Consider the following 16,007-nt stretch of genomic DNA (forward strand, 5'->3'; position numbering starts at 1 on the left):
CGACGGCGCTCAACATGCCGATGCCCGCAAGCTTCGGGCGCCGGCCGTGTCAACCCGTGGCACCGCCGTGCGCCTCGCGTGAGGATCGCGGCATGGAGAAAGACGTGGATCGACGCCCCATGCGGTTCGCCTTCGGCGCCTGGATCACCATCGTCACGGTCGGCCTGGCGCTGATGATCCTGATCCCGGCCCTGGGGAGGTGACATGCGGCACTTCGCACGCGACGCGGGCCTGAGCTTGTTCTTCCTCGCGATCTTCTTCGCCACGATCATCGGACAGGCCTTCGCGGGGCTGGCGCAGAGCAACGAAGAGCTGGTCAGGCACGGCAGGCCCAAGGAGGGACTGTGGCAGTACGTGACGTCGAGCGAGTTCGTCGTCGACGTCGCGGAGAACTGGCAGAGCGAGTTCCTGCAGTTCTTCGTGTTCATCCTCGCCACGGTGTGGCTGGTGCAGCGCGGATCGCCCGAGTCGAAGAAGCCCGGCGACGAGGGGCGCGGGTCCGAGGAGGATCAGCTGCTCGGCCCGCACGCGCTGCCCGAGTCGCCCGCGTGGGCGAAGGTGGAGGGGGCGCGGCGCTGGCTGCTGTCGAACTCGATGCTCATCGTGATGGGCGCCGTCTTCGTGCTGTCGTGGCTCGCGCAGTCGCTGGCGGGCACCACCGTGGCGAACGAGGAGGCGGCACAGCACGGCGAGCCGCCGATGACGTGGCTCGCGTACATCGCGAGCCCGGAGTTCTGGAGCCGCACGCTGCAGAACTGGCAGTCGGAGTTCCTCGCGGTGGGCTGCATGGTGGCGTTCTCGATCTACCTGCGCCAGCGCGGCTCGTCCGAGGCGAAGCCGGTGGGCCTGCCGCACCACGTCGCGGGCGAGGAGTCGCAGTAGACGCGGTGCGGCCCGTGGCGGCCGCATGGGGATCGCCCCGCCGCGGGGTCCGCGATATGCCGGACCCGGCATGCCTGCCGACGCCGGAGAAGCGCTTCTCCGGGAGAGAACCGCTTGTCAAGCACCTTCCGAACGGCTCGCGGCCGGGCGTAGCGTCGCCCCGCCGCGCTTCTCCGCGGCAGGATGACGAGGGAGCGGGACATGGTGTTCTCAGGCAACGTGACCTCACGCCGCAGACGCCTGGGGGCGCTCGCGGCGATCGCCGCGGTCGGCCTGCTCGGCGGCTGCGCCGTCGGCACCGGCAGCGCGGGCGGCGACGACGACGCGCAGTACGACGCGGACGCGACGCTCGAGGGCGAGCTCTCGGTGATGGGGTTCTCGGGCGTCGACGAGGTCGCGACGAGCCGCATGGACCTGACCGAGCAGGAGCTCGGCGACGGCGTCGAGCTGCGCCTCATCGAGGGCGAGCTCGATCTGCAGCAGTTCCTGTCGACGGTGGCGACCGGCGACCCGCCCGATCTCGTCTACGCCAACCGCGACCAGATCGGCTCGCTCGCGGCGCGCGACGCGATCCTGCCCCTCGACCGCTGCATCGAGGGCGAGGGGATCGACACGTCGATGTACGTCGAGTCCGCGCTCGCGCAGGTGACGCTCGACGGCACGGTCTACGGCATCCCCGAGTTCAACGTCGTGCAGCTGACGATGGCGAACGCCGACCTGCTCGACGCGGCCGGCCTCTCGATCGAGGACGTGAACGGATCGGATCGCGAGGCGATGTCCGCCGCGAACGAGGCGCTCATGCGGCGCGGCGGCACGGGCCTCGAGGTGATCGGGATCGACAGCAAGCTCCCGGAGTTCTTCCCCCTGTGGGCGAAGGCCGCCGGCGTCGACCTGCTGTCGGAGGACGGTCGCGAGGCGAACCTCGACGATCCCGAGGCCGTGCGCGCCCTCGAATGGGCCGTGTCGATCTACGACGCGCAGGGCGGCTTCGCCGACGTGAAGGCGTTCCGCGACTCGGCCGACTTCTTCGGCGAGGGCAACCAGTTCGCCAGCGGCGTGCTGGGCGCCATGCCGATGGAGCAGTGGTACGTCAACGTGCTCAGCGACGTCTCCCCCGACGCGCCGCTCGCGTTCGACACCGTGCGCGACCTCGAGGGCGAGCCGCTCGCGTACGCGTCCGGATCGGCGTGGGCGATCCCCGCGGGCGCCGAGAACCCCGAGGCGGCGTGCCGCTGGGCGCGGGCGATGACCTCGCTCGACGCGTGGCAGGCGGCCGCGCAGGCGCGCCTCGAGCTGCGCGAGGCCGAGGGCAAGCCGTTCACCGGCATCCTCACCGGCAACGCCGAGGCGGACGAGATGGTGCGCGACATGGTGACCTCGGGCGGCGAGCCGTGGGACGCGGGCGTCGAGGCGATGTACGAGGCCAACGAGCACACCTTCGCCCTGCCGGCCAACCCCGCCGACGCCGAGTTCGAGCAGGCCATGAACGACGCCGTCAACGCCGTGCTCACGGGCGAGGCCGAGCCGGCCGACGCGCTCGCCGACGCGCAGCAGCAGGCGCAGGAGGCGCTCGACGAGGCCTGGGAGAGGGTCGAGGGCGAGGGATGAGGCGGCGCGAGTCCCTCGCCGCCGTCGGATTCCTCAGCCCCTGGCTGATCGGCTTCGCGGTCTTCACCGCGTGGCCGATCCTGTACAGCGCCTACCTGTCGCTGACCGACTACGACGTCATCAACGATCCGAACTTCGTCGGCTTCGACAACTACGTCGAGCTGTTCGAGGATCCGAAGGTCTCGCTCGCGCTCGGCAACACGCTGCTGTTCGCCGTGCTGCAGGTGCCGCTGTACGTGGCGGTCTCCCTCGCCCTCGCCATGCTGCTGAACCGGGCCGGGCGGGCGTCCGGGTTCTTCCGGACCGTGTTCTTCCTGCCCAAGATGACCCCGCCCGTCGCGGTGGGCATCCTGTTCCTGCTGCTGTTCAACGGCCAGAACGGGGTCATCAACGGCGCCCTGGGCGCGGTGGGGATCGACGGACCGTCGTGGACGACCGACCCGGCGTGGGTGAAGCCGGGGCTCGTGATCATGAGCCTGTGGACCGTGGGATCGTCGGTGCTGATCCTGCTGGCCGCGCTGCGGGGCGTGCCCGAGGAGCTGTACGAGTCGGCCACGCTCGACGGCGCGGGCGGCTGGCGGCGCTTCCTCAGCGTGACGCTGCCGATGATCAGCCCCGCGGTGTTCTTCATCGTCGTCGTCAACACGATCGCCGCGCTGCAGACCTTCGACGAGGCGTACACCGCCTTCTTCGGCGCGGGCAACTCCACGTACAGCAACGACGCCGCGCTGTTCTACGTCATCTACCTGTTCCAGCAGGCGTTCGAGTTCCTGCACATGGGGTACGCGTCGGCGATGGCCTGGGTGCTGTTCGTCGTGATCATGGCGATCACCGCCGTCCAGATGGTGCTCTCGCGGCGCCTCGTGCACTACGAGGGGGCCGCGCGATGAGCGCCCTGACCGAGCGCGTGCCGCTGGCCGTCGGCACCGACGCGGAGGCGGCCGGATCGATCGCCGGCGCGCGGCGCGGGCCGTCGCGCCGGCGTCGGACGCGGATCGGGCGGATCGTCTCGATCGTGCTGCTGTGCCTGGTCGGCGTCGTCTTCGTCTACCCGTTCGTGTGGCTCGTGAGCGCGTCGTTCAAGCCGCGCGGCGAGGTGTTCGACAACCGCCTCATCCCCGAGACGTTCACGTTCGACAACTACATCGCCGTCTGGCAGGAGGCGCCGCTGGCGCTGTGGCTGCTCAACACGGTCATCGTCACGGTGCTGGCGGCCACGGCCGTGACGCTGTCGAGCGCCATGGTGGCGTGGGGCTTCGCGCACTTCCGCTTCCGCGGCCGCGGGTTCCTCTTCTCCCTCGTGCTCGGCTCGATGATGCTCCCGGGCGCCGTCACGATGATCCCGACGTTCCTCATCTGGAACTCGCTCGGCCAGGTGGGCACGCTCACCCCCATGTGGGCGCACAACCTCTTCGGCAGCGCGTTCTACATCTTCCTGATGCGGCAGTTCATGCTGTCGCTGCCGCGCGAGCTGTTCGATGCTGCGCGGGTCGACGGGGCGGGGCCGTGGCAGGTGTTCTGGCGCATCGCGCTGCCGCTGAGCCGGCCCGTCATCGCGGTCACGCTCGTGTTCGAGGTGCAGACGGTGTGGACCGACCTGATGCGCGGCCTCATCTACCTGCGCGACAGCGCCACGTTCACGGTGCCGCGGGGCCTGAAGTCGCTCGTGGACGCCTTCGGGTTCGGCGGCGAGTGGCACTGGGAGATCCTCGTGACCGCGAGCGTGGTGACGACCGTGCCGATGATCGTGCTGTTCTTCCTCGCGCAGCGACACATCATCCAGGGCGTCGCCACGACGGGCCTCAAGGGCTGACCGGGCCGCCCGCCTCCCGGCCGATCGCCGTTCCCGTAGATTCGGGGGCATGACCCGGGCTCCCGAACCACGGATGCCGTGGGCGCACGCGCTCCGCTACGCCGGGGTCGCGATCGGCGCGCCGTACGCCGTGGCGCTGCTCATCGTCCTCGCGCTGGTCGGGCTCTCTTCCCCGCGCCCCGGCGATCCGTCGGTCGCCGGCATGGCGCTGGTCGGCGCGATCATCGCGGCGGCGTCATTCCTCGCGCTCGCGCTGCTTGCACGCCGCCGCCCGCCGCGGTCGCGGATGATCGCGTTCGGACAGGCGCTGCTGGCGTGCCTTCTCGCGATCCTCGCCGTTCTCGTCGCGACGGGTGCCGCGACGGTCGTCGTCGAGGCCGCCTCGCCCACGCCGGCGCGCGCCCCCTTCGCACTGCCGCTCCTGTCGATCACCGTCGCGTACGCCGTCGCCGTCGTGGCGCTGCTCGGCACCCCGCTCTGGGTGGGCGCCGGCGTCGTGGCGGCGGCGCCCCTGCTCGGCCTGCCGCCCCGGCCGGAGCTTCGCGCGCCCGGCGCGATCGGCGCCGGCCTCGCGCTCGCGCTGCTGGCGGCGGTGACGATGCTCGCGGGCGTCTTCCGCTCCCCCGCGGAGGCGGCCTCCGAGGTGTGCGCCGCGGAGGCCTGGGCGGCGCCACACGGCGCGGTCTTCACGGGCGCGTGGAGCTGGTTCCCGCTCGGGTGGCGTTGCGCGTGGGACGGCGTCGGCACGGCCACGGACTGGTGGCCCACCTTCGCCCTCGGCTGGGGCCTCGGCGGCCTCGCGCTCGGGCTGTCGCTGTGGGCGGCGAACCGTCCGGCGCGCCCGCGCACCGAGGTGCCGCAGCTGCCCGACGAGGAGTCGATCTTCCCCTGATCCCGGCGGTGTCAAGCCCCTGACGACGGCCCCTGCCCGGCGCGATTCTGGACCGGACAGAGGAGGCCACATGAGCGAGAACGACGTGCCGACCGGCAAGCCGAGCCAGGCCGAGGGCGAGGACCCGGACGCCCCCGACACCGGCGACCCCATCGAGGTCGGCGGCCACCCGTCGCAGGCCGAAGGCGAGGACGACGAGGACGCCTGATCCGTCAGGCCCGGCGCGGCGTCAGCCACACGGCGAGCGCCGCGCCGGCCGCGCCGCCCACCAGCTGCGCCGCGACGAACGGCGCCACCGAGGCGGGAGCGATACCCGCGAACGAGTCGCTGAACGCCCGCCCGATCGTGATGGCCGGGTTGGCGAAGCTCGTCGACGCGGTGAACCAGTACGCCGCGCCGATGTACGCCCCTACCGCGGGGGCGGCGAGCGCGCCGCGGCCCGTGCGGGCGAGCAGCAGGATCACGAGCACGAGGCCCGCGGTCGCGACCCCCTCGGCGAGCAGGAGGGGCGCGCCCGCGCGATCCGTCGTCGACCACGACACGGCGGCGGCGCCGAACATGAGGTTCGCGAGGATCGTCCCCGCGATGCAGCCGGCGATCTGCGCGGCGACGTAGGGGGCGACCTCGTGCCACGCCCGCCCGCCCGTGGCGGCGTCGACGAGGGTGACGACGGGGTTGAAGTGCGCGCCCGAGATCGGGGCGAGGATCGCGATGAGCACGGCCAGGCCGAGCGCGGTCGCGAACGCGTTCTCGAGCAACTGCAGCCCGGCATCGCCCGGGGACGTCCGCTGCGCCATGATCCCCGAGCCCACGACGACCGCCGCCAGCAGCGCCGATCCGAGCGCCTCCGCCGTCGCCCGCCGCGCGATCCCCGGTTCCGAGACGAGGACATTCGCCCGCGGAGAGGGCAATTCGGCGGGATGCGGGCCGTTCTCGGGCGATCCCCCTCGCGCGGGAGCGCGGCCGCTCACGGCTTGAGCACCTCGGAGACGCGGTCGAGCGCGCCCGGGACGAGCGCGTAGTAGGCCCACGTGCCGCGCTTGGAGCGGCTGAGGAAGCCCGCGTCCGTGAGGATCTTCAGGTGGTGCGACACGGTCGGCTGGCTGAGGCCGACGGGCTCGGTGAGGTCGCACACGCACGCCTCCTGCCCCTCGCTCGCGGCCACGATCGACAGCAGGCGCAGGCGGGCCGGATCGGCGAGCGCCTTGATGGTGCGGGCGAGCTCCGCCGCCTCGCTCGCCGAGATCGGCTCGCGCGCGAGGGGCGCGCAGCACGCGGCGGCGGGGGCGTCGAGGAGCGGAAGCGAAGTGGCCATGCATCGAAGATAGTCGATATTGACAGATGTCGATAGATGCGAGCAGGATGTGTCCATCGACATCCTTCAATGAACGGAATGGGGATCATGACCCTCCTCGACATCGCACCCGCCCCCACCGCGGGCAACCGGCTCGACGGCCTGCCGATCGCCATCATCGGCGCCGGCCCGGTGGGGCTCGCGGCCGCCGCCCACCTCGCCGAGCGCGGCATCGACTTCGTCGTCTACGAGCGGGGCGACAGCGTCGCCGACGCCGTGCGCGGCTGGGGGCACACGCGCCTGTTCTCGCCCTGGGAGCACCTCGTGGACGACGCGGCCCGGCGCCTGCTCGAGGCCGGAGGGTGGACGATGCCGCCGGCCGGCGTCGCGCCGACGGGCGCCGAGCTCGTGCGCGACTACCTCGCGCCGCTGGCCGCACATCCGGCCATCGCGCCGCACATCCGCACCGGCGTGGAGGTCGCCGCCGTCACCCGGGAGGGCATGGATCGCACCCGCACGCGCGGCCGCGCGCAGGCGCCGTTCGCGCTGCGGCTGAACGGAGCCGACGGCGCGGAGGAACGCAGCGCGCGCGCCGTGCTCGACGCCTCGGGCACGTGGGCGAACCCGGGGCGGCTCGGATCGCACGGCCTCGATCCGCTCGGCGCCGACGCCGTGGCGGAGCGCCTCGTCGCGCCGCTGCCCGACGTGCTGGGCGCCGATCGCGCCCGGTTCGCCGGGCGGCACACCACCGTCGTGGGCGCGGGCCACTCGGCGGCCAACACCCTGGTCGCCCTCGCCACCCTCGCGCAGCTCGAGCCCGGCACCCGCGCGACGTGGCTGATCCGCAACGCGCGCGCCGCGCGGGTCACGACCGCCGACGACGAGCTCGAGGGGCGCGGGCAGCTCGGATCGCGCCTCGAGCGGCTCGTCGCGACCGGCCGGATCGAGGTGGTCGACTCCTTCGAGATCGCGCGCCTCGAGCCCCACGGCGACGGCGTGCGCGTGCACGGCCGGCGCGGCGACGGCATGGACAGCCACGACACCGACCTGATCGTGAACGCCACGGGCTTCCGCCCCGATCTCGACATGCTGCGCGAGCTGCGCCTCGGCCTGGACGAGATCGTCGAGGCGCCCCGGCGCCTGGCGCCCCTGATCGATCCGAACGTGCACTCGTGCGGCACCGTCGAGCCCCACGGGTACCGCGAGCTCGCCCACCCCGAGCCGGGCTTCTTCATCGTGGGGATGAAGAGCTACGGCCGCGCGCCGACGTTCCTGCTCAAGACGGGATACGAGCAGGTGCGCTCGGTCGTGGCGTGGCTCGCGGGCGATGCCGAATCGGCCGGCCGCGTGGAGCTCGTCCTGCCCGCCACCGGCGTGTGCAGCACGTCCGACGGGTGCTGCGCGTGAGCGGGCCCGTGCACGTGCGCGCGATGGCGCCCGGCGACTGGCCCGAGGTCGAGCGCATCTACCAGGCGGGGATCGACACGGGGGATGCGACCTTCGAGACGCGCACGCCCGCGTGGGAGGCGTTCGACGCGAGCCGCCTCGCGCATCCCCGGCTCGTCGCGGAGGTGGGCGGCACCGTCGCGGGGTGGGTGGCCGCATCGGCGGTGTCGACCCGCCCGGTGTACCGCGGCGTCGTGGAGCACTCGATCTACGTCGACCCCGCGGCGCGCGGGCGCGGCGTGGGGCGAGCGCTGCTGGAGGCGTTCGTCGCGGCGGCCGAGGCAGCCGGGATCTGGACGATCCAGTCGTCGATCTTCCCCGAGAACGTCGCGAGCCTGCGCCTGCACGCCGTCGCCGGGTTCCGCGAGGTGGGCCGGCGCGAGCGGATCGCGCAGGCCGCCGCCGGCCCGCACGCCGGCGAGTGGCGCGACACGATCCTCATCGAGCGCCGCGCGCGGTGACTCGGCGCGGTGACTCGGCGCGGTGACACCGGCGCGAGCCGCGCCGAGCGAGGGCGGCACCCATAGACTGGGGTCTATGAGTACCGCCCTCGCCCCGCTCGCGGCGCTGGCGGATCCGACGCGGGCGCGCATCGCGCGGATCCTCCTCGCCGCGCCCGGTCGGCGCGCGTCGGTGACCGCCCTGGCGGACGAGCTCGGACTCCGGCAGCCGACCGTGAGCCACCATCTGAGCACGCTGCGCGAGGCGGGGGTCGTGACCTCCGCGAAGGAGGGCCGCCGCGTCTGGTACGCGCTCGCCCCGGAGCGCCTCGACCGCGTCGCCGAGATCGTCGGCGCGGAACCGTCGGCGCCGCTGCCGTTCGACGCGGACGGCGCCGTCGACCGGATCGCGGAGCGCTTCCGCGGCATCCACTCGCGCGAGACCGTCGCCGCGTGCCTGGCCGAGAGCATGAGGCTGCTCGCGGCGGGCGGCGAGGCGCCTCGCGACCTCGGCTCGCGCGCCGCGGACTTCACGGTGTCTCGGCTCGAGGCGCTGGCGCGCGCGGCGGGCCAGGGGCCGCGCGAGACGCCGGAGGTGCTCTTCGTCTGCGTGCGCAACGCGGGGCGATCGCAGCTCGCGGCGGCGCTGCTGCGCCAGCTGGCCGGCCCGCGCGTGAACGTGCGCTCGGCCGGATCGGCCCCGGCGGCCCGACTCGCCCCCGACGTGGTGGCGAGCCTCGACGAGGTCGGCGTGCCGCTGGGCGGCGAGTTCCCCAAGCCGCTCACGGACGAGGCGGTGCGCGCCGCCGACGTCGTCGTGACGATGGGCTGCGGCGACGCGTGCCCCGTCTACCCCGGCAAGCGCTACGAGGACTGGGACCTGCCCGATCCCGCGATCCTGCCGCCCGACGAGGTGCGCGCCGTCCGCGACGAGATCGAGCGGCGGGTGCGCCGACTGCTGGACGAGCTGCTCCCACGGTGAGCGGCTTCCCAAACACATAGATACTGGTCTATGCTTTGAGCATGACCGAGACGCCCTCGCCCAAGCCCACCGTCCTGTTCGTGTGCGTGCACAACGCCGGCCGCTCGCAGATGGCCGCCGGCTGGCTGCAGCACCTCGCGGGCGACCGCGTGGAGGTGCTGAGCGCCGGCTCCGCCCCGAAGGACAGCATCAACCCCGTCGCCGTCGAGGCCATGAGCGAGGTCGGCATCGACATCGCCGGCAACACGCCCAAGGTGCTCACCGTCGAGGCGGTGAAGGAGTCGGACGTCGTCATCACGATGGGCTGCGGCGACGCCTGCCCGATCTTCCCCGGCAAGCGCTACGAGGACTGGGAGCTGCAGGACCCGGCCGGCCAGGGCATCGAGACCGTCCGCCCCATCCGCGACGAGATCCGCGCGCGCGTCGAGGCGCTCGTCGCCGAGATCGCGCCGGCCTGATCAGCCGCGCGCCTCGGGATTGTCGCGCACGGCGACGCTGGCGCCCCCGGCGGTCGGCCTCGCCGCGGCGCGCACCGACGGACGCAGGCCGCCGATCCGGCGCAGGGGCGCGCCGATGAACAGCCCCAGCGTCGCGCCGGCGGCCAGGGCGATCCCGACCATGCCGGCCGTGATGAGCGACGAGGCGGCGAAGAGCACGTGCTCCGTCTCGCCGCCCGACTCGACGAGGCCCAGCAGGCCGCGGAACACCGCAGCACCCGGCACGAGCGGCACGATCGCGGCGGTCGTGATCGCCACCGACGGCACGTGGAACCGCTGCGCCACGAGCGCGCCGACGAGGCTGGCGAGCAGCGCGCCGGCGAAGCTCGCGGAGGCCTGGTCGAGCCCGGCGGCGCTGACGGCGGCGAAGCCGCCCCACGCCACGGCGCCGAGCAGCGCGCTGAAGCCGATGATGCGCCCGCCCGAGCCGTTGAACGCGGCGACGGCGATCGCGACGATGATCGATCCGACGATCTGGCCGCCGAGCGACCCGAGGGGCAGCGCCTCGGTCGGCGGCTGCATGCCCACGCCGAGGGCGCGGGCCAGCTCGAGCCCCACGACGATGCCCAGCACGACGCCGAGCGTCTGCAGCATGAGCTCGAGCAGGCGGCCGCCGGCCGTGAGGGCGAAGCCGTCGATGGCGTCTTGCGCGGCGCCGACGACGGCGAGGCCGGCGAGCATCAGCACGATGCCCGATGAGACGACGATCGACGCGCGCACGTCGACGAAGGGCTCGATGCCGGCGCGGGCGAGCATCGCGGTGATGACCGTGAGCACGGTGAGCACGAACGCCCCGGCGATCTGGCTGAAGAACAGCGGCACCTGCAGCTTGGCCAGACCGGCCTGCGTGAGCGCGACGCCCAGGGCCGCGAGGAAGGTGACCGCGAGGATCGACCACGAGGCGCCGAACATCACGCCGACCCCGACGGCCAGCATCGCCTGGGCGAGGATGACGACGACCGGCCGGTAGCGGAACGGCACGCGGCGGATCTGGTGGAAGCGGGTGCGCGCCTCCGCCAGGTCGAGCCCGTTCTCGACGTCGGCGACGAGCGCCTGCAGCCGCTGCAGCTTGGCGTGATCGGGCACCGCCGCCCGCACGACGCGCATGATCGTGACCGGCCAGTCCTCGCCGTGCCGGTGATCCGACAGCGTGATCGAGTTGAACGTGATGTCGACGTGCACGCTGCGCAGGCCGTAGGCGCTCGTGATGCGCAGGGTCGCCAGCACGACCTCCTTGGCCGAGGCGCCGACCGAGAGCATCGCCTCGCCCACCCGCATCGCCAGGTCCATCACGCGCAACGCGAGGGCGTCGTCGACGATCGGGATCGCCTCGGTGGCGGTCCGCTCCGATTCGTCCCGGTGGATGGCCCGGCGCACGGACTCGAGGACGCGACGACGACGCTCGCTTGCCATGCCTCCATCCTCCCCCAGCCGACGGACGTGCGGAGGCCCCGCCGCGTCGGGCGGGGCCTCCTCGTGCCTCGGATGGGGCGTCAGGCCGGCGAGCCGGCCAGCACCTCCTGCTCCAGGCGGGCGTAGCTCGTCTCCATCCCGTCGACCATGCCGGTGCCGAGCACCATCTCGCGCGTGGCGGCGTCCGGGTAGGTGATGAGCAGCGACAGCAGCGTGCCGCCCTCGACCGGGGTGAGCGTGAGCTCGTTGCGCGAGGGCTCGCCGGGCATGCCGATCATCACCTCGGTCGTCACCTCGCGGTGCGGCGGCTCGGACTCGAGCAGCTCGCCCTCGAAGCCGAACCCCTCGGATCCGTCCTCGCGCGTCCACTCCTGGCGGTAGCGGTCGCCCACGTTCCGCGGGATGTCGGCCACGGTCATGACCCAGCCGTCCGGTCCCTTCAGCCAGCGCTTCACGAGCTCGGGCTCGTGGTGCGCGCGCCACACCTGCTCGACGGTTCCGCCGATGACGCGGGTGACGCGCACCTGGTTCTCGCCGATCTGCTGGGCCGCCGCGGGAAGGTCGGCGGCGAAGGTCGCGAGGTCGGCCACGACGTCGTCGATCTGGCTCATCGCCTCGCGCGTGCCCTCCTCCATGCCCATCTCGAGCAGCTGCTCGAGCGCCTCGAGCGAGGGGAAGGTCATGACGCCCACGAGGCGCGAGCCCTGCTCGGTCTCGGTGAACGAGAAGGTCATGAGCATGGTGGGCATGTCGGTGTTGAGCGAGCCGTCGTCGCGGGCGAATCCGTCGCGCACCGTGAACGAGCGTCCCTCGTCCACGGCCTCGAACTGCCAGATGCCCGCCGAGCGCTCACCCTCCGGCCCGGTCATGTAGTAGTGCGAGAAGCCGCCCGGGTACACGTCGTGACGCGTGAAGGTGGCGGGCCAGCCGGGAGGGCCCCAGAACCGCTCGATCTGGCGCGGATCGACATACGCGTCCCACAGGCGCCGCACGGGCACCGGGAACTCGGCGGTGACGGTCATGGTGAGGGCGTCGAGGTCCTTCTCGACGGAGGTGAGTGGCATGATGTGCCTTTCGTCGGTGATGGATGTTCGGTGTCGCGTCGGTCGTCAGTCTTCGGCGAGCAGGGCGTCGAGCTGGGCGACGCGGCCCCGCCAGATCTGCTCGTAGCGCTCCAGCAGCGCCTGGACGCGGCGGATGCGTTCGGGTTCGCCGCGGACGATGCGCTCGCGGCCCTGCGGGCGCTTGCTCACAAGTCCCGCTCCCTCCAGTACCGCGACGTGCTTCTGCACGGCCGCGAAGGACATGTCGTATGCGGCGGCGAGCTGCGACACCGTCGCCTCACCCGTGAGGGTGCGGCGCAGGATGTCGCGACGCGTCGCATCGGCGAGGGCCCGGAAGATCCGGTCCACCTCGTCGTCGGTCAGTTCGGTTTGTACAACCATTTGGTTGTAGGTTACCGCGGCGTGCGGCCCTGTCAAGAGGGGGATCGGCGGCGAACGTTACGCCGCGTTTCGGCTGCGGTGCCGGGTCGGCGCGCGGCGGCCTAACGTGGGCGGAACGCTTTTCGTCGAGAGGAACCCGCCGTGTCCACGCCGCTGCAGCACATCGATCCCGCCGAGGTGCGGGAGCGTGCGGCGTGCATGTGCGCGCACGGCGGCGCGTGCTCGTCGTACGCCCCGGGTCACGCGCTGCACCTGATCCAGGCGCGCGTCGCCTCGGCGACGCCGCGCGAGTGGACCGACGGGATCGTCGCGCACGCCGACGCGGTCGAGGGCACCCTGGTCGTGCGCGACCTCGACGGCGGCCTGCACGAGCTGTGGAACGGATCGGGCGCGGCGCTCGAGGCGCCGGAGGGCACGCCCGTCGCGCTGCACCGCCGCTACGGCGTGCTCGCGGTGGGCCGGGCCCAGTTCAACGTGGCGCAGGGATGAGAGAGGCGGCCGTCAGGCGGCCGCCATCATCGAGTCCTTCATCGCCGCGCAGGCGTCCCTGCACGCCTCGCAGGCCTTGATGCACATCTGGCAGATCTCGCTGTCGGTGTGCGGCCGGCACGCGTCGACGCACGCCTCGCACATGGCGATGCACGCGTCGAGCATGCGCATCATCGCCGCGGGCGTCATGCCCTGCATGCGCATCATGGAGCGCATCGTCGTGTGACACATGTCGGCGCAGTTCATGCACGTCGGCGCGCAGTCCATCATCTGCGTCGAGCAGATGGTCGTGGCCTGCTCGGCGGCCGAGCAGGCGTCCATACAGGCCTGCATGACCGACATGTCCATCGACGCCATCTCGGGCATGGACTTCATGTCCTTCGCCATCGCGTCCATCATCATCGCGTCCATCTCGCACCTCGTTTCTCGGGGTCTCAGGCGAGCGGGAGCGCCCGTCTCGCGGCCAGGATAGAGCGGCCCCCGCCGGGCGCGGAACCCCTTGCGCGCACCCTCGGTTGCCGAGCGGAGCTGCCGCAGGCCGCGGAGATGATCCGCTTCTTCCCCTGTGGGCGTGACCGCCGCCTACTCCGCGCGGGCGGCGGAGTACACCGAGCTGCTGGGCAGCATGGGCGCCGTCCACCCCTCGGATCGGCAGCTCATCGACTCCTGGGCCGCCGCGGTCGACGGGCGCGTGCTCGACGCCGGCTGCGGCCCCGGCCACTGGACCGGCCACCTCGCCGGGCGCGGTCTGGACGCCCGCGGCATCGACCTCGTGCCGTCGTTCGTCGAGCACGCCCGCGCGGCCTACCCTGGCGTGCGCTTCGACCTCGAGAGCATCGAGGACATCGCCGAGCCCGACGGCGCCCTGGGCGGCGTGCTCTCGTGGTTCTCGACCATCCACCACGAGCCGTCGCGCATCGCGGCTCCGCTCGCGGAGTTCGCCCGCGTGCTGCGCCCGGGCGGCCTGCTCGTGCTCGGGTACTTCGACGGCACCGCGGTCGAGCCGTTCGACCACGCCGTCGCGCCCGCCTACCGCTGGCCAGCCGACGCGCTGGAGCACCTCCTGCGCGAGGCCGGCTTCGAGGTGCTGGAGACCCACCGCCGCACGTCGCGCGAGCACCGGCCGGTGGGGGCGATGCTGTGCCGGCGAGTCAGCCCTCGTCCGGCATCGTGCAGGTCGTGAGGAACTCGATCAGCCTGGTGCCGTCGTCCGTGCGGAACAGCTCGTCGAGTGCCACGTTGAACTCCTCCTGTCGCGCGTACGGGATGCTCACGGGTTCGAAGCCCGCCTGGATCAGCGCACCCGTCATCATGATCCGGGCCGTGCGCTTGTTCCCGTCGAAGTAGAACTGCGACCTCGTCGCCGAGGCGAAGTACACCAGCGCACGCGCCCTCGGGTCGCCGAGCGTGCCGAGGCCGGCGAGCAGGTTCGTGTAGTCCGCCTGCAGCTGCTGCCCACCATCGCCGGCCGGGTCGCCCTCGACGGTGCCACCGCCGGCGAGCCGCACGGCGCCGCCGCCGTTGACGCTCCCCTCACCGCGGAAGCTGCCCGATTCGATCGCCTCGTGCCGGGCGACCACACCGTGGATGCGGTCGCTGATCTCCTTGCGCAGGGAGAAGGTCCCGTCGCGCACGGCACCGACCATCAGCTGCATGCCCTCGCTCAACGCGAGGATCTGCTCGGCCTCCTCGATCCTCTTCCCGCCGACGGTGACGCCGTCGAGCAGCGTTCGCACCTGCGGCAGGGTGAACGTGTTGCCTTCGAGCGCCGCGGCGTTCCACACCAGCTCCGGAAGCGCCTTCTCGAGCCGGAACAGGGAGCGCTCGACGGGCGAGGGCTTGATGAGGTCGAAGTCGATCGCACCGGGTCGCCAGGTGATCCGTCCGGTCTTCAGTTCGCGGATCGCATCGCCGGCGAGCGCGTCGCGAGCGCCAGGACCCGTCTGCTGACGCGCTCGGTTCTCCGCGGCTCGACGCGCGAAGTCGGCGGAGGTCAGCCCCCACTTCTTCTGTGGGGGTCGCTTCGGGTTCTGCTCGTCACCCATCGCCCGTCACCACCCGTCCGTGATCTCGTTCGCGAGCTCGTCGTATCCGAGCCCATGCAGGTCGATCACGGCCTGGATCGGCGACACGACCCTCTGATCCCACACGGGCGGCTGGATCATGTCGACGAAGTACGCCGCCATCGTCGGCGCCAGAAGCACGCCGGCCGGCTGGTACTCGCCCACCTCGCGCAGCGTCGCGGCCAACCGCTCCGCCACCGCGTCGGCATCACTCGTCCACACCACCACGGGGCCCGGATCCGGCGCGTGGCCGAGATAGACCCGCGCCGCAGCCACTCCGGAAAGCGCACCGAGACCGGCCCCGAGCGCGCTGCCCGCGATCTCGACGATCCGCTCCTGCGAGACGCCCGCCTTCGGGGCGAAGAACCGGGCGCCCTTGCGGTGCTGCGGGGCGGAGAGCCGGCCCGCCAGCTCCAGCAGCCGCTTCGGGTCGCTGCCGCCCTGTCTCTCGAGCCGCGCGATCCACTCGGTGATGGCCGCGACGTCACCGGCGCGGATCAAGTCCCACCCCTCGAGGTCTTCCGAGCCCGGGGTGGCGGGGTCGAGCAAGACGCGCGCCGCCACCGCGGCGGCCGGGTCGCTTGCGGGAACCAGCGTCACCTCGAGGTCGTAACCGGCGGCCAGAGCAAGCTCTCGCAGCGTCGCCATCGTCGGAGAGGACACCCCATCGCGCACACGCCGGATGGTCGCGCGCGACAGCCCGGTCGCGCGCGCCGTCGCGCTCGGCGCGCTTCCGAGGCTTT

The 16,007-nt window shown here is 72.6% G+C and carries 20 protein-coding genes; 12 read left to right on the forward strand and 8 right to left on the reverse strand.

Going from position 1 to position 16,007, the window contains the following annotated elements:
* Positions 1 to 204: 204 nt before the first annotated feature.
* From ACODR5_RS00430 to ACODR5_RS00455, 6 genes are all read left to right on the forward strand, one after another.
* Positions 205 to 882 (forward strand): DUF6766 family protein, encoded by a 678-nt coding sequence (locus ACODR5_RS00430; RefSeq protein ID WP_449853842.1) that lies wholly within the window; start codon positions 205 to 207, stop codon positions 880 to 882.
* Positions 883 to 1,083: 201 nt separating this feature from the next.
* A complete protein-coding gene (locus ACODR5_RS00435; RefSeq protein ID WP_488982390.1) occupies positions 1,084 to 2,490 on the forward strand; it encodes an ABC transporter substrate-binding protein in 1,407 nt (468 codons plus the stop codon).
* Entirely contained in the window at positions 2,487 to 3,380 is an 894-nt protein-coding gene (locus tag ACODR5_RS00440) for a carbohydrate ABC transporter permease (protein ID WP_488982391.1), read from the forward strand. The genes ACODR5_RS00435 and ACODR5_RS00440 overlap by 4 nt, the downstream gene beginning before the upstream one ends.
* On the forward strand, positions 3,377 to 4,303 hold the full coding sequence (locus ACODR5_RS00445) for a carbohydrate ABC transporter permease (protein ID WP_449853846.1): 927 nt from the start codon (positions 3,377 to 3,379) through the stop codon (positions 4,301 to 4,303). Before ACODR5_RS00440 ends, ACODR5_RS00445 begins: the two co-directional genes overlap by 4 nt.
* Positions 4,304 to 4,352: 49 nt before the next feature.
* Positions 4,353 to 5,195, forward strand: coding sequence for a hypothetical protein (locus ACODR5_RS00450; RefSeq protein WP_488982392.1), 843 nt, complete (start codon positions 4,353 to 4,355; stop codon positions 5,193 to 5,195).
* A 70-nt stretch (positions 5,196 to 5,265) separates the two neighbouring features.
* Positions 5,266 to 5,403: a hypothetical protein gene (locus tag ACODR5_RS00455; RefSeq protein WP_449853848.1), complete on the forward strand. Its 138-nt coding sequence runs from the start codon at positions 5,266 to 5,268 to the stop codon at positions 5,401 to 5,403.
* Between the two features lie 4 nt (positions 5,404 to 5,407).
* Here the strand turns inward: ACODR5_RS00455 and ACODR5_RS00460 are convergent, their stop codons facing one another.
* Positions 5,408 to 6,106 carry an aquaporin gene (locus ACODR5_RS00460; protein WP_488982393.1) on the reverse strand — a complete coding sequence of 233 codons (699 nt, stop codon included), beginning with the start codon at positions 6,104 to 6,106 and terminating at the stop codon, positions 5,408 to 5,410.
* 56 nt (positions 6,107 to 6,162) lie between these two features.
* Entirely contained in the window at positions 6,163 to 6,510 is a 348-nt protein-coding gene (locus tag ACODR5_RS00465; protein ID WP_460817047.1) for an ArsR/SmtB family transcription factor, read from the reverse strand.
* Between the two features lie 87 nt (positions 6,511 to 6,597).
* On the opposite strand from ACODR5_RS00465, the gene ACODR5_RS00470 reads away from it, so the two are divergent.
* From ACODR5_RS00470 to ACODR5_RS00485, 4 genes are all read left to right on the forward strand, one after another.
* Positions 6,598 to 7,896, forward strand: coding sequence for an FAD-dependent oxidoreductase (locus ACODR5_RS00470; protein ID WP_488982394.1), 1,299 nt, complete (start codon positions 6,598 to 6,600; stop codon positions 7,894 to 7,896).
* 23 nt (positions 7,897 to 7,919) lie between these two features.
* Positions 7,920 to 8,396: a GNAT family N-acetyltransferase gene (locus tag ACODR5_RS00475; RefSeq protein WP_488982421.1), complete on the forward strand. Its 477-nt coding sequence runs from the start codon at positions 7,920 to 7,922 to the stop codon at positions 8,394 to 8,396.
* A gap of 76 nt (positions 8,397 to 8,472) precedes the next feature.
* Positions 8,473 to 9,357 (forward strand): metalloregulator ArsR/SmtB family transcription factor, encoded by an 885-nt coding sequence (locus ACODR5_RS00480; protein WP_488982395.1) that lies wholly within the window; start codon positions 8,473 to 8,475, stop codon positions 9,355 to 9,357.
* Positions 9,358 to 9,398: 41 nt separating this feature from the next.
* A complete protein-coding gene (locus ACODR5_RS00485) occupies positions 9,399 to 9,815 on the forward strand; it encodes an arsenate reductase ArsC (RefSeq protein WP_449853852.1) in 417 nt (138 codons plus the stop codon).
* Here the strand turns inward: ACODR5_RS00485 and ACODR5_RS00490 are convergent, their stop codons facing one another.
* The 3 genes from ACODR5_RS00490 to ACODR5_RS00500 form a co-directional block, all read right to left on the reverse strand.
* Positions 9,816 to 11,267 carry a threonine/serine exporter family protein gene (locus tag ACODR5_RS00490; protein WP_488982396.1) on the reverse strand — a complete coding sequence of 484 codons (1,452 nt, stop codon included), beginning with the start codon at positions 11,265 to 11,267 and terminating at the stop codon, positions 9,816 to 9,818.
* Between the two features lie 80 nt (positions 11,268 to 11,347).
* On the reverse strand, positions 11,348 to 12,331 hold the full coding sequence (locus ACODR5_RS00495; RefSeq protein ID WP_488982397.1) for an SRPBCC family protein: 984 nt from the start codon (positions 12,329 to 12,331) through the stop codon (positions 11,348 to 11,350).
* Between the two features lie 45 nt (positions 12,332 to 12,376).
* Positions 12,377 to 12,712: an ArsR/SmtB family transcription factor gene (locus ACODR5_RS00500; RefSeq protein WP_488982398.1), complete on the reverse strand. Its 336-nt coding sequence runs from the start codon at positions 12,710 to 12,712 to the stop codon at positions 12,377 to 12,379.
* Positions 12,713 to 12,853: 141 nt separating this feature from the next.
* On the opposite strand from ACODR5_RS00500, the gene ACODR5_RS00505 reads away from it, so the two are divergent.
* Positions 12,854 to 13,201, forward strand: a complete 348-nt coding sequence (locus tag ACODR5_RS00505; RefSeq protein WP_449853857.1) for a hypothetical protein — start codon at positions 12,854 to 12,856, stop codon at positions 13,199 to 13,201.
* A 12-nt stretch (positions 13,202 to 13,213) separates the two neighbouring features.
* Here ACODR5_RS00505 and ACODR5_RS00510 read toward each other — a convergent pair whose 3' ends face one another.
* Positions 13,214 to 13,612, reverse strand: a complete 399-nt coding sequence (locus tag ACODR5_RS00510) for a four-helix bundle copper-binding protein (RefSeq protein WP_449853858.1) — start codon at positions 13,610 to 13,612, stop codon at positions 13,214 to 13,216.
* A 214-nt stretch (positions 13,613 to 13,826) separates the two neighbouring features.
* Between ACODR5_RS00510 and ACODR5_RS00515 the strand changes: the two genes are divergently transcribed.
* Entirely contained in the window at positions 13,827 to 14,384 is a 558-nt protein-coding gene (locus ACODR5_RS00515; protein ID WP_449853910.1) for a class I SAM-dependent methyltransferase, read from the forward strand.
* Here the strand turns inward: ACODR5_RS00515 and ACODR5_RS00520 are convergent.
* On the reverse strand, positions 14,353 to 15,246 hold the full coding sequence (locus ACODR5_RS00520) for a Fic family protein (protein WP_449853859.1): 894 nt from the start codon (positions 15,244 to 15,246) through the stop codon (positions 14,353 to 14,355). The two genes, ACODR5_RS00515 and ACODR5_RS00520, sit on opposite strands and share 32 nt — an antisense overlap.
* A gap of 6 nt (positions 15,247 to 15,252) precedes the next feature.
* Positions 15,253 to 15,912 (reverse strand): hypothetical protein, encoded by a 660-nt coding sequence (locus tag ACODR5_RS00525; RefSeq protein ID WP_449853860.1) that lies wholly within the window; start codon positions 15,910 to 15,912, stop codon positions 15,253 to 15,255.
* Between the last annotated feature and the right edge of the window lie 95 nt (positions 15,913 to 16,007).

Source organism: Microbacterium sp. FG3 (assembly GCF_057809335.1).

Bases quoted from the DNA above. Each gene is read 5' to 3' on its own strand.
- ACODR5_RS00480 (WP_488982395.1), top strand. From the start codon at position 8,473: ATGAGTACCGCCCTCGCCCCGCTCGCGGCGCTGGCGGATCCGACGCGG.
- ACODR5_RS00465 (WP_460817047.1), bottom strand. From the start codon at position 6,510: ATGGCCACTTCGCTTCCGCTCCTCGACGCCCCCGCCGCCGCGTGCTGC.
- ACODR5_RS00490 (WP_488982396.1), bottom strand. From the start codon at position 11,267: ATGGCAAGCGAGCGTCGTCGTCGCGTCCTCGAGTCCGTGCGCCGGGCC.
- ACODR5_RS00435 (WP_488982390.1), top strand. From the start codon at position 1,084: ATGGTGTTCTCAGGCAACGTGACCTCACGCCGCAGACGCCTGGGGGCG.
- ACODR5_RS00475 (WP_488982421.1), top strand. From the start codon at position 7,920: ATGGCGCCCGGCGACTGGCCCGAGGTCGAGCGCATCTACCAGGCGGGG.
- ACODR5_RS00525 (WP_449853860.1), bottom strand. From the start codon at position 15,912: ATGGCGACGCTGCGAGAGCTTGCTCTGGCCGCCGGTTACGACCTCGAG.
- ACODR5_RS00445 (WP_449853846.1), top strand. From the start codon at position 3,377: ATGAGCGCCCTGACCGAGCGCGTGCCGCTGGCCGTCGGCACCGACGCG.
- ACODR5_RS00440 (WP_488982391.1), top strand. From the start codon at position 2,487: ATGAGGCGGCGCGAGTCCCTCGCCGCCGTCGGATTCCTCAGCCCCTGG.
- ACODR5_RS00470 (WP_488982394.1), top strand. From the start codon at position 6,598: ATGACCCTCCTCGACATCGCACCCGCCCCCACCGCGGGCAACCGGCTC.
- ACODR5_RS00495 (WP_488982397.1), bottom strand. From the start codon at position 12,331: ATGCCACTCACCTCCGTCGAGAAGGACCTCGACGCCCTCACCATGACC.
- ACODR5_RS00455 (WP_449853848.1), top strand. From the start codon at position 5,266: ATGAGCGAGAACGACGTGCCGACCGGCAAGCCGAGCCAGGCCGAGGGC.
- ACODR5_RS00515 (WP_449853910.1), top strand. From the start codon at position 13,827: ATGGGCGCCGTCCACCCCTCGGATCGGCAGCTCATCGACTCCTGGGCC.
- ACODR5_RS00500 (WP_488982398.1), bottom strand. From the start codon at position 12,712: ATGGTTGTACAAACCGAACTGACCGACGACGAGGTGGACCGGATCTTC.
- ACODR5_RS00450 (WP_488982392.1), top strand. From the start codon at position 4,353: ATGACCCGGGCTCCCGAACCACGGATGCCGTGGGCGCACGCGCTCCGC.
- ACODR5_RS00520 (WP_449853859.1), bottom strand. From the start codon at position 15,246: ATGGGTGACGAGCAGAACCCGAAGCGACCCCCACAGAAGAAGTGGGGG.
- ACODR5_RS00485 (WP_449853852.1), top strand. From the start codon at position 9,399: ATGACCGAGACGCCCTCGCCCAAGCCCACCGTCCTGTTCGTGTGCGTG.
- ACODR5_RS00510 (WP_449853858.1), bottom strand. From the start codon at position 13,612: ATGGACGCGATGATGATGGACGCGATGGCGAAGGACATGAAGTCCATG.
- ACODR5_RS00430 (WP_449853842.1), top strand. From the start codon at position 205: ATGCGGCACTTCGCACGCGACGCGGGCCTGAGCTTGTTCTTCCTCGCG.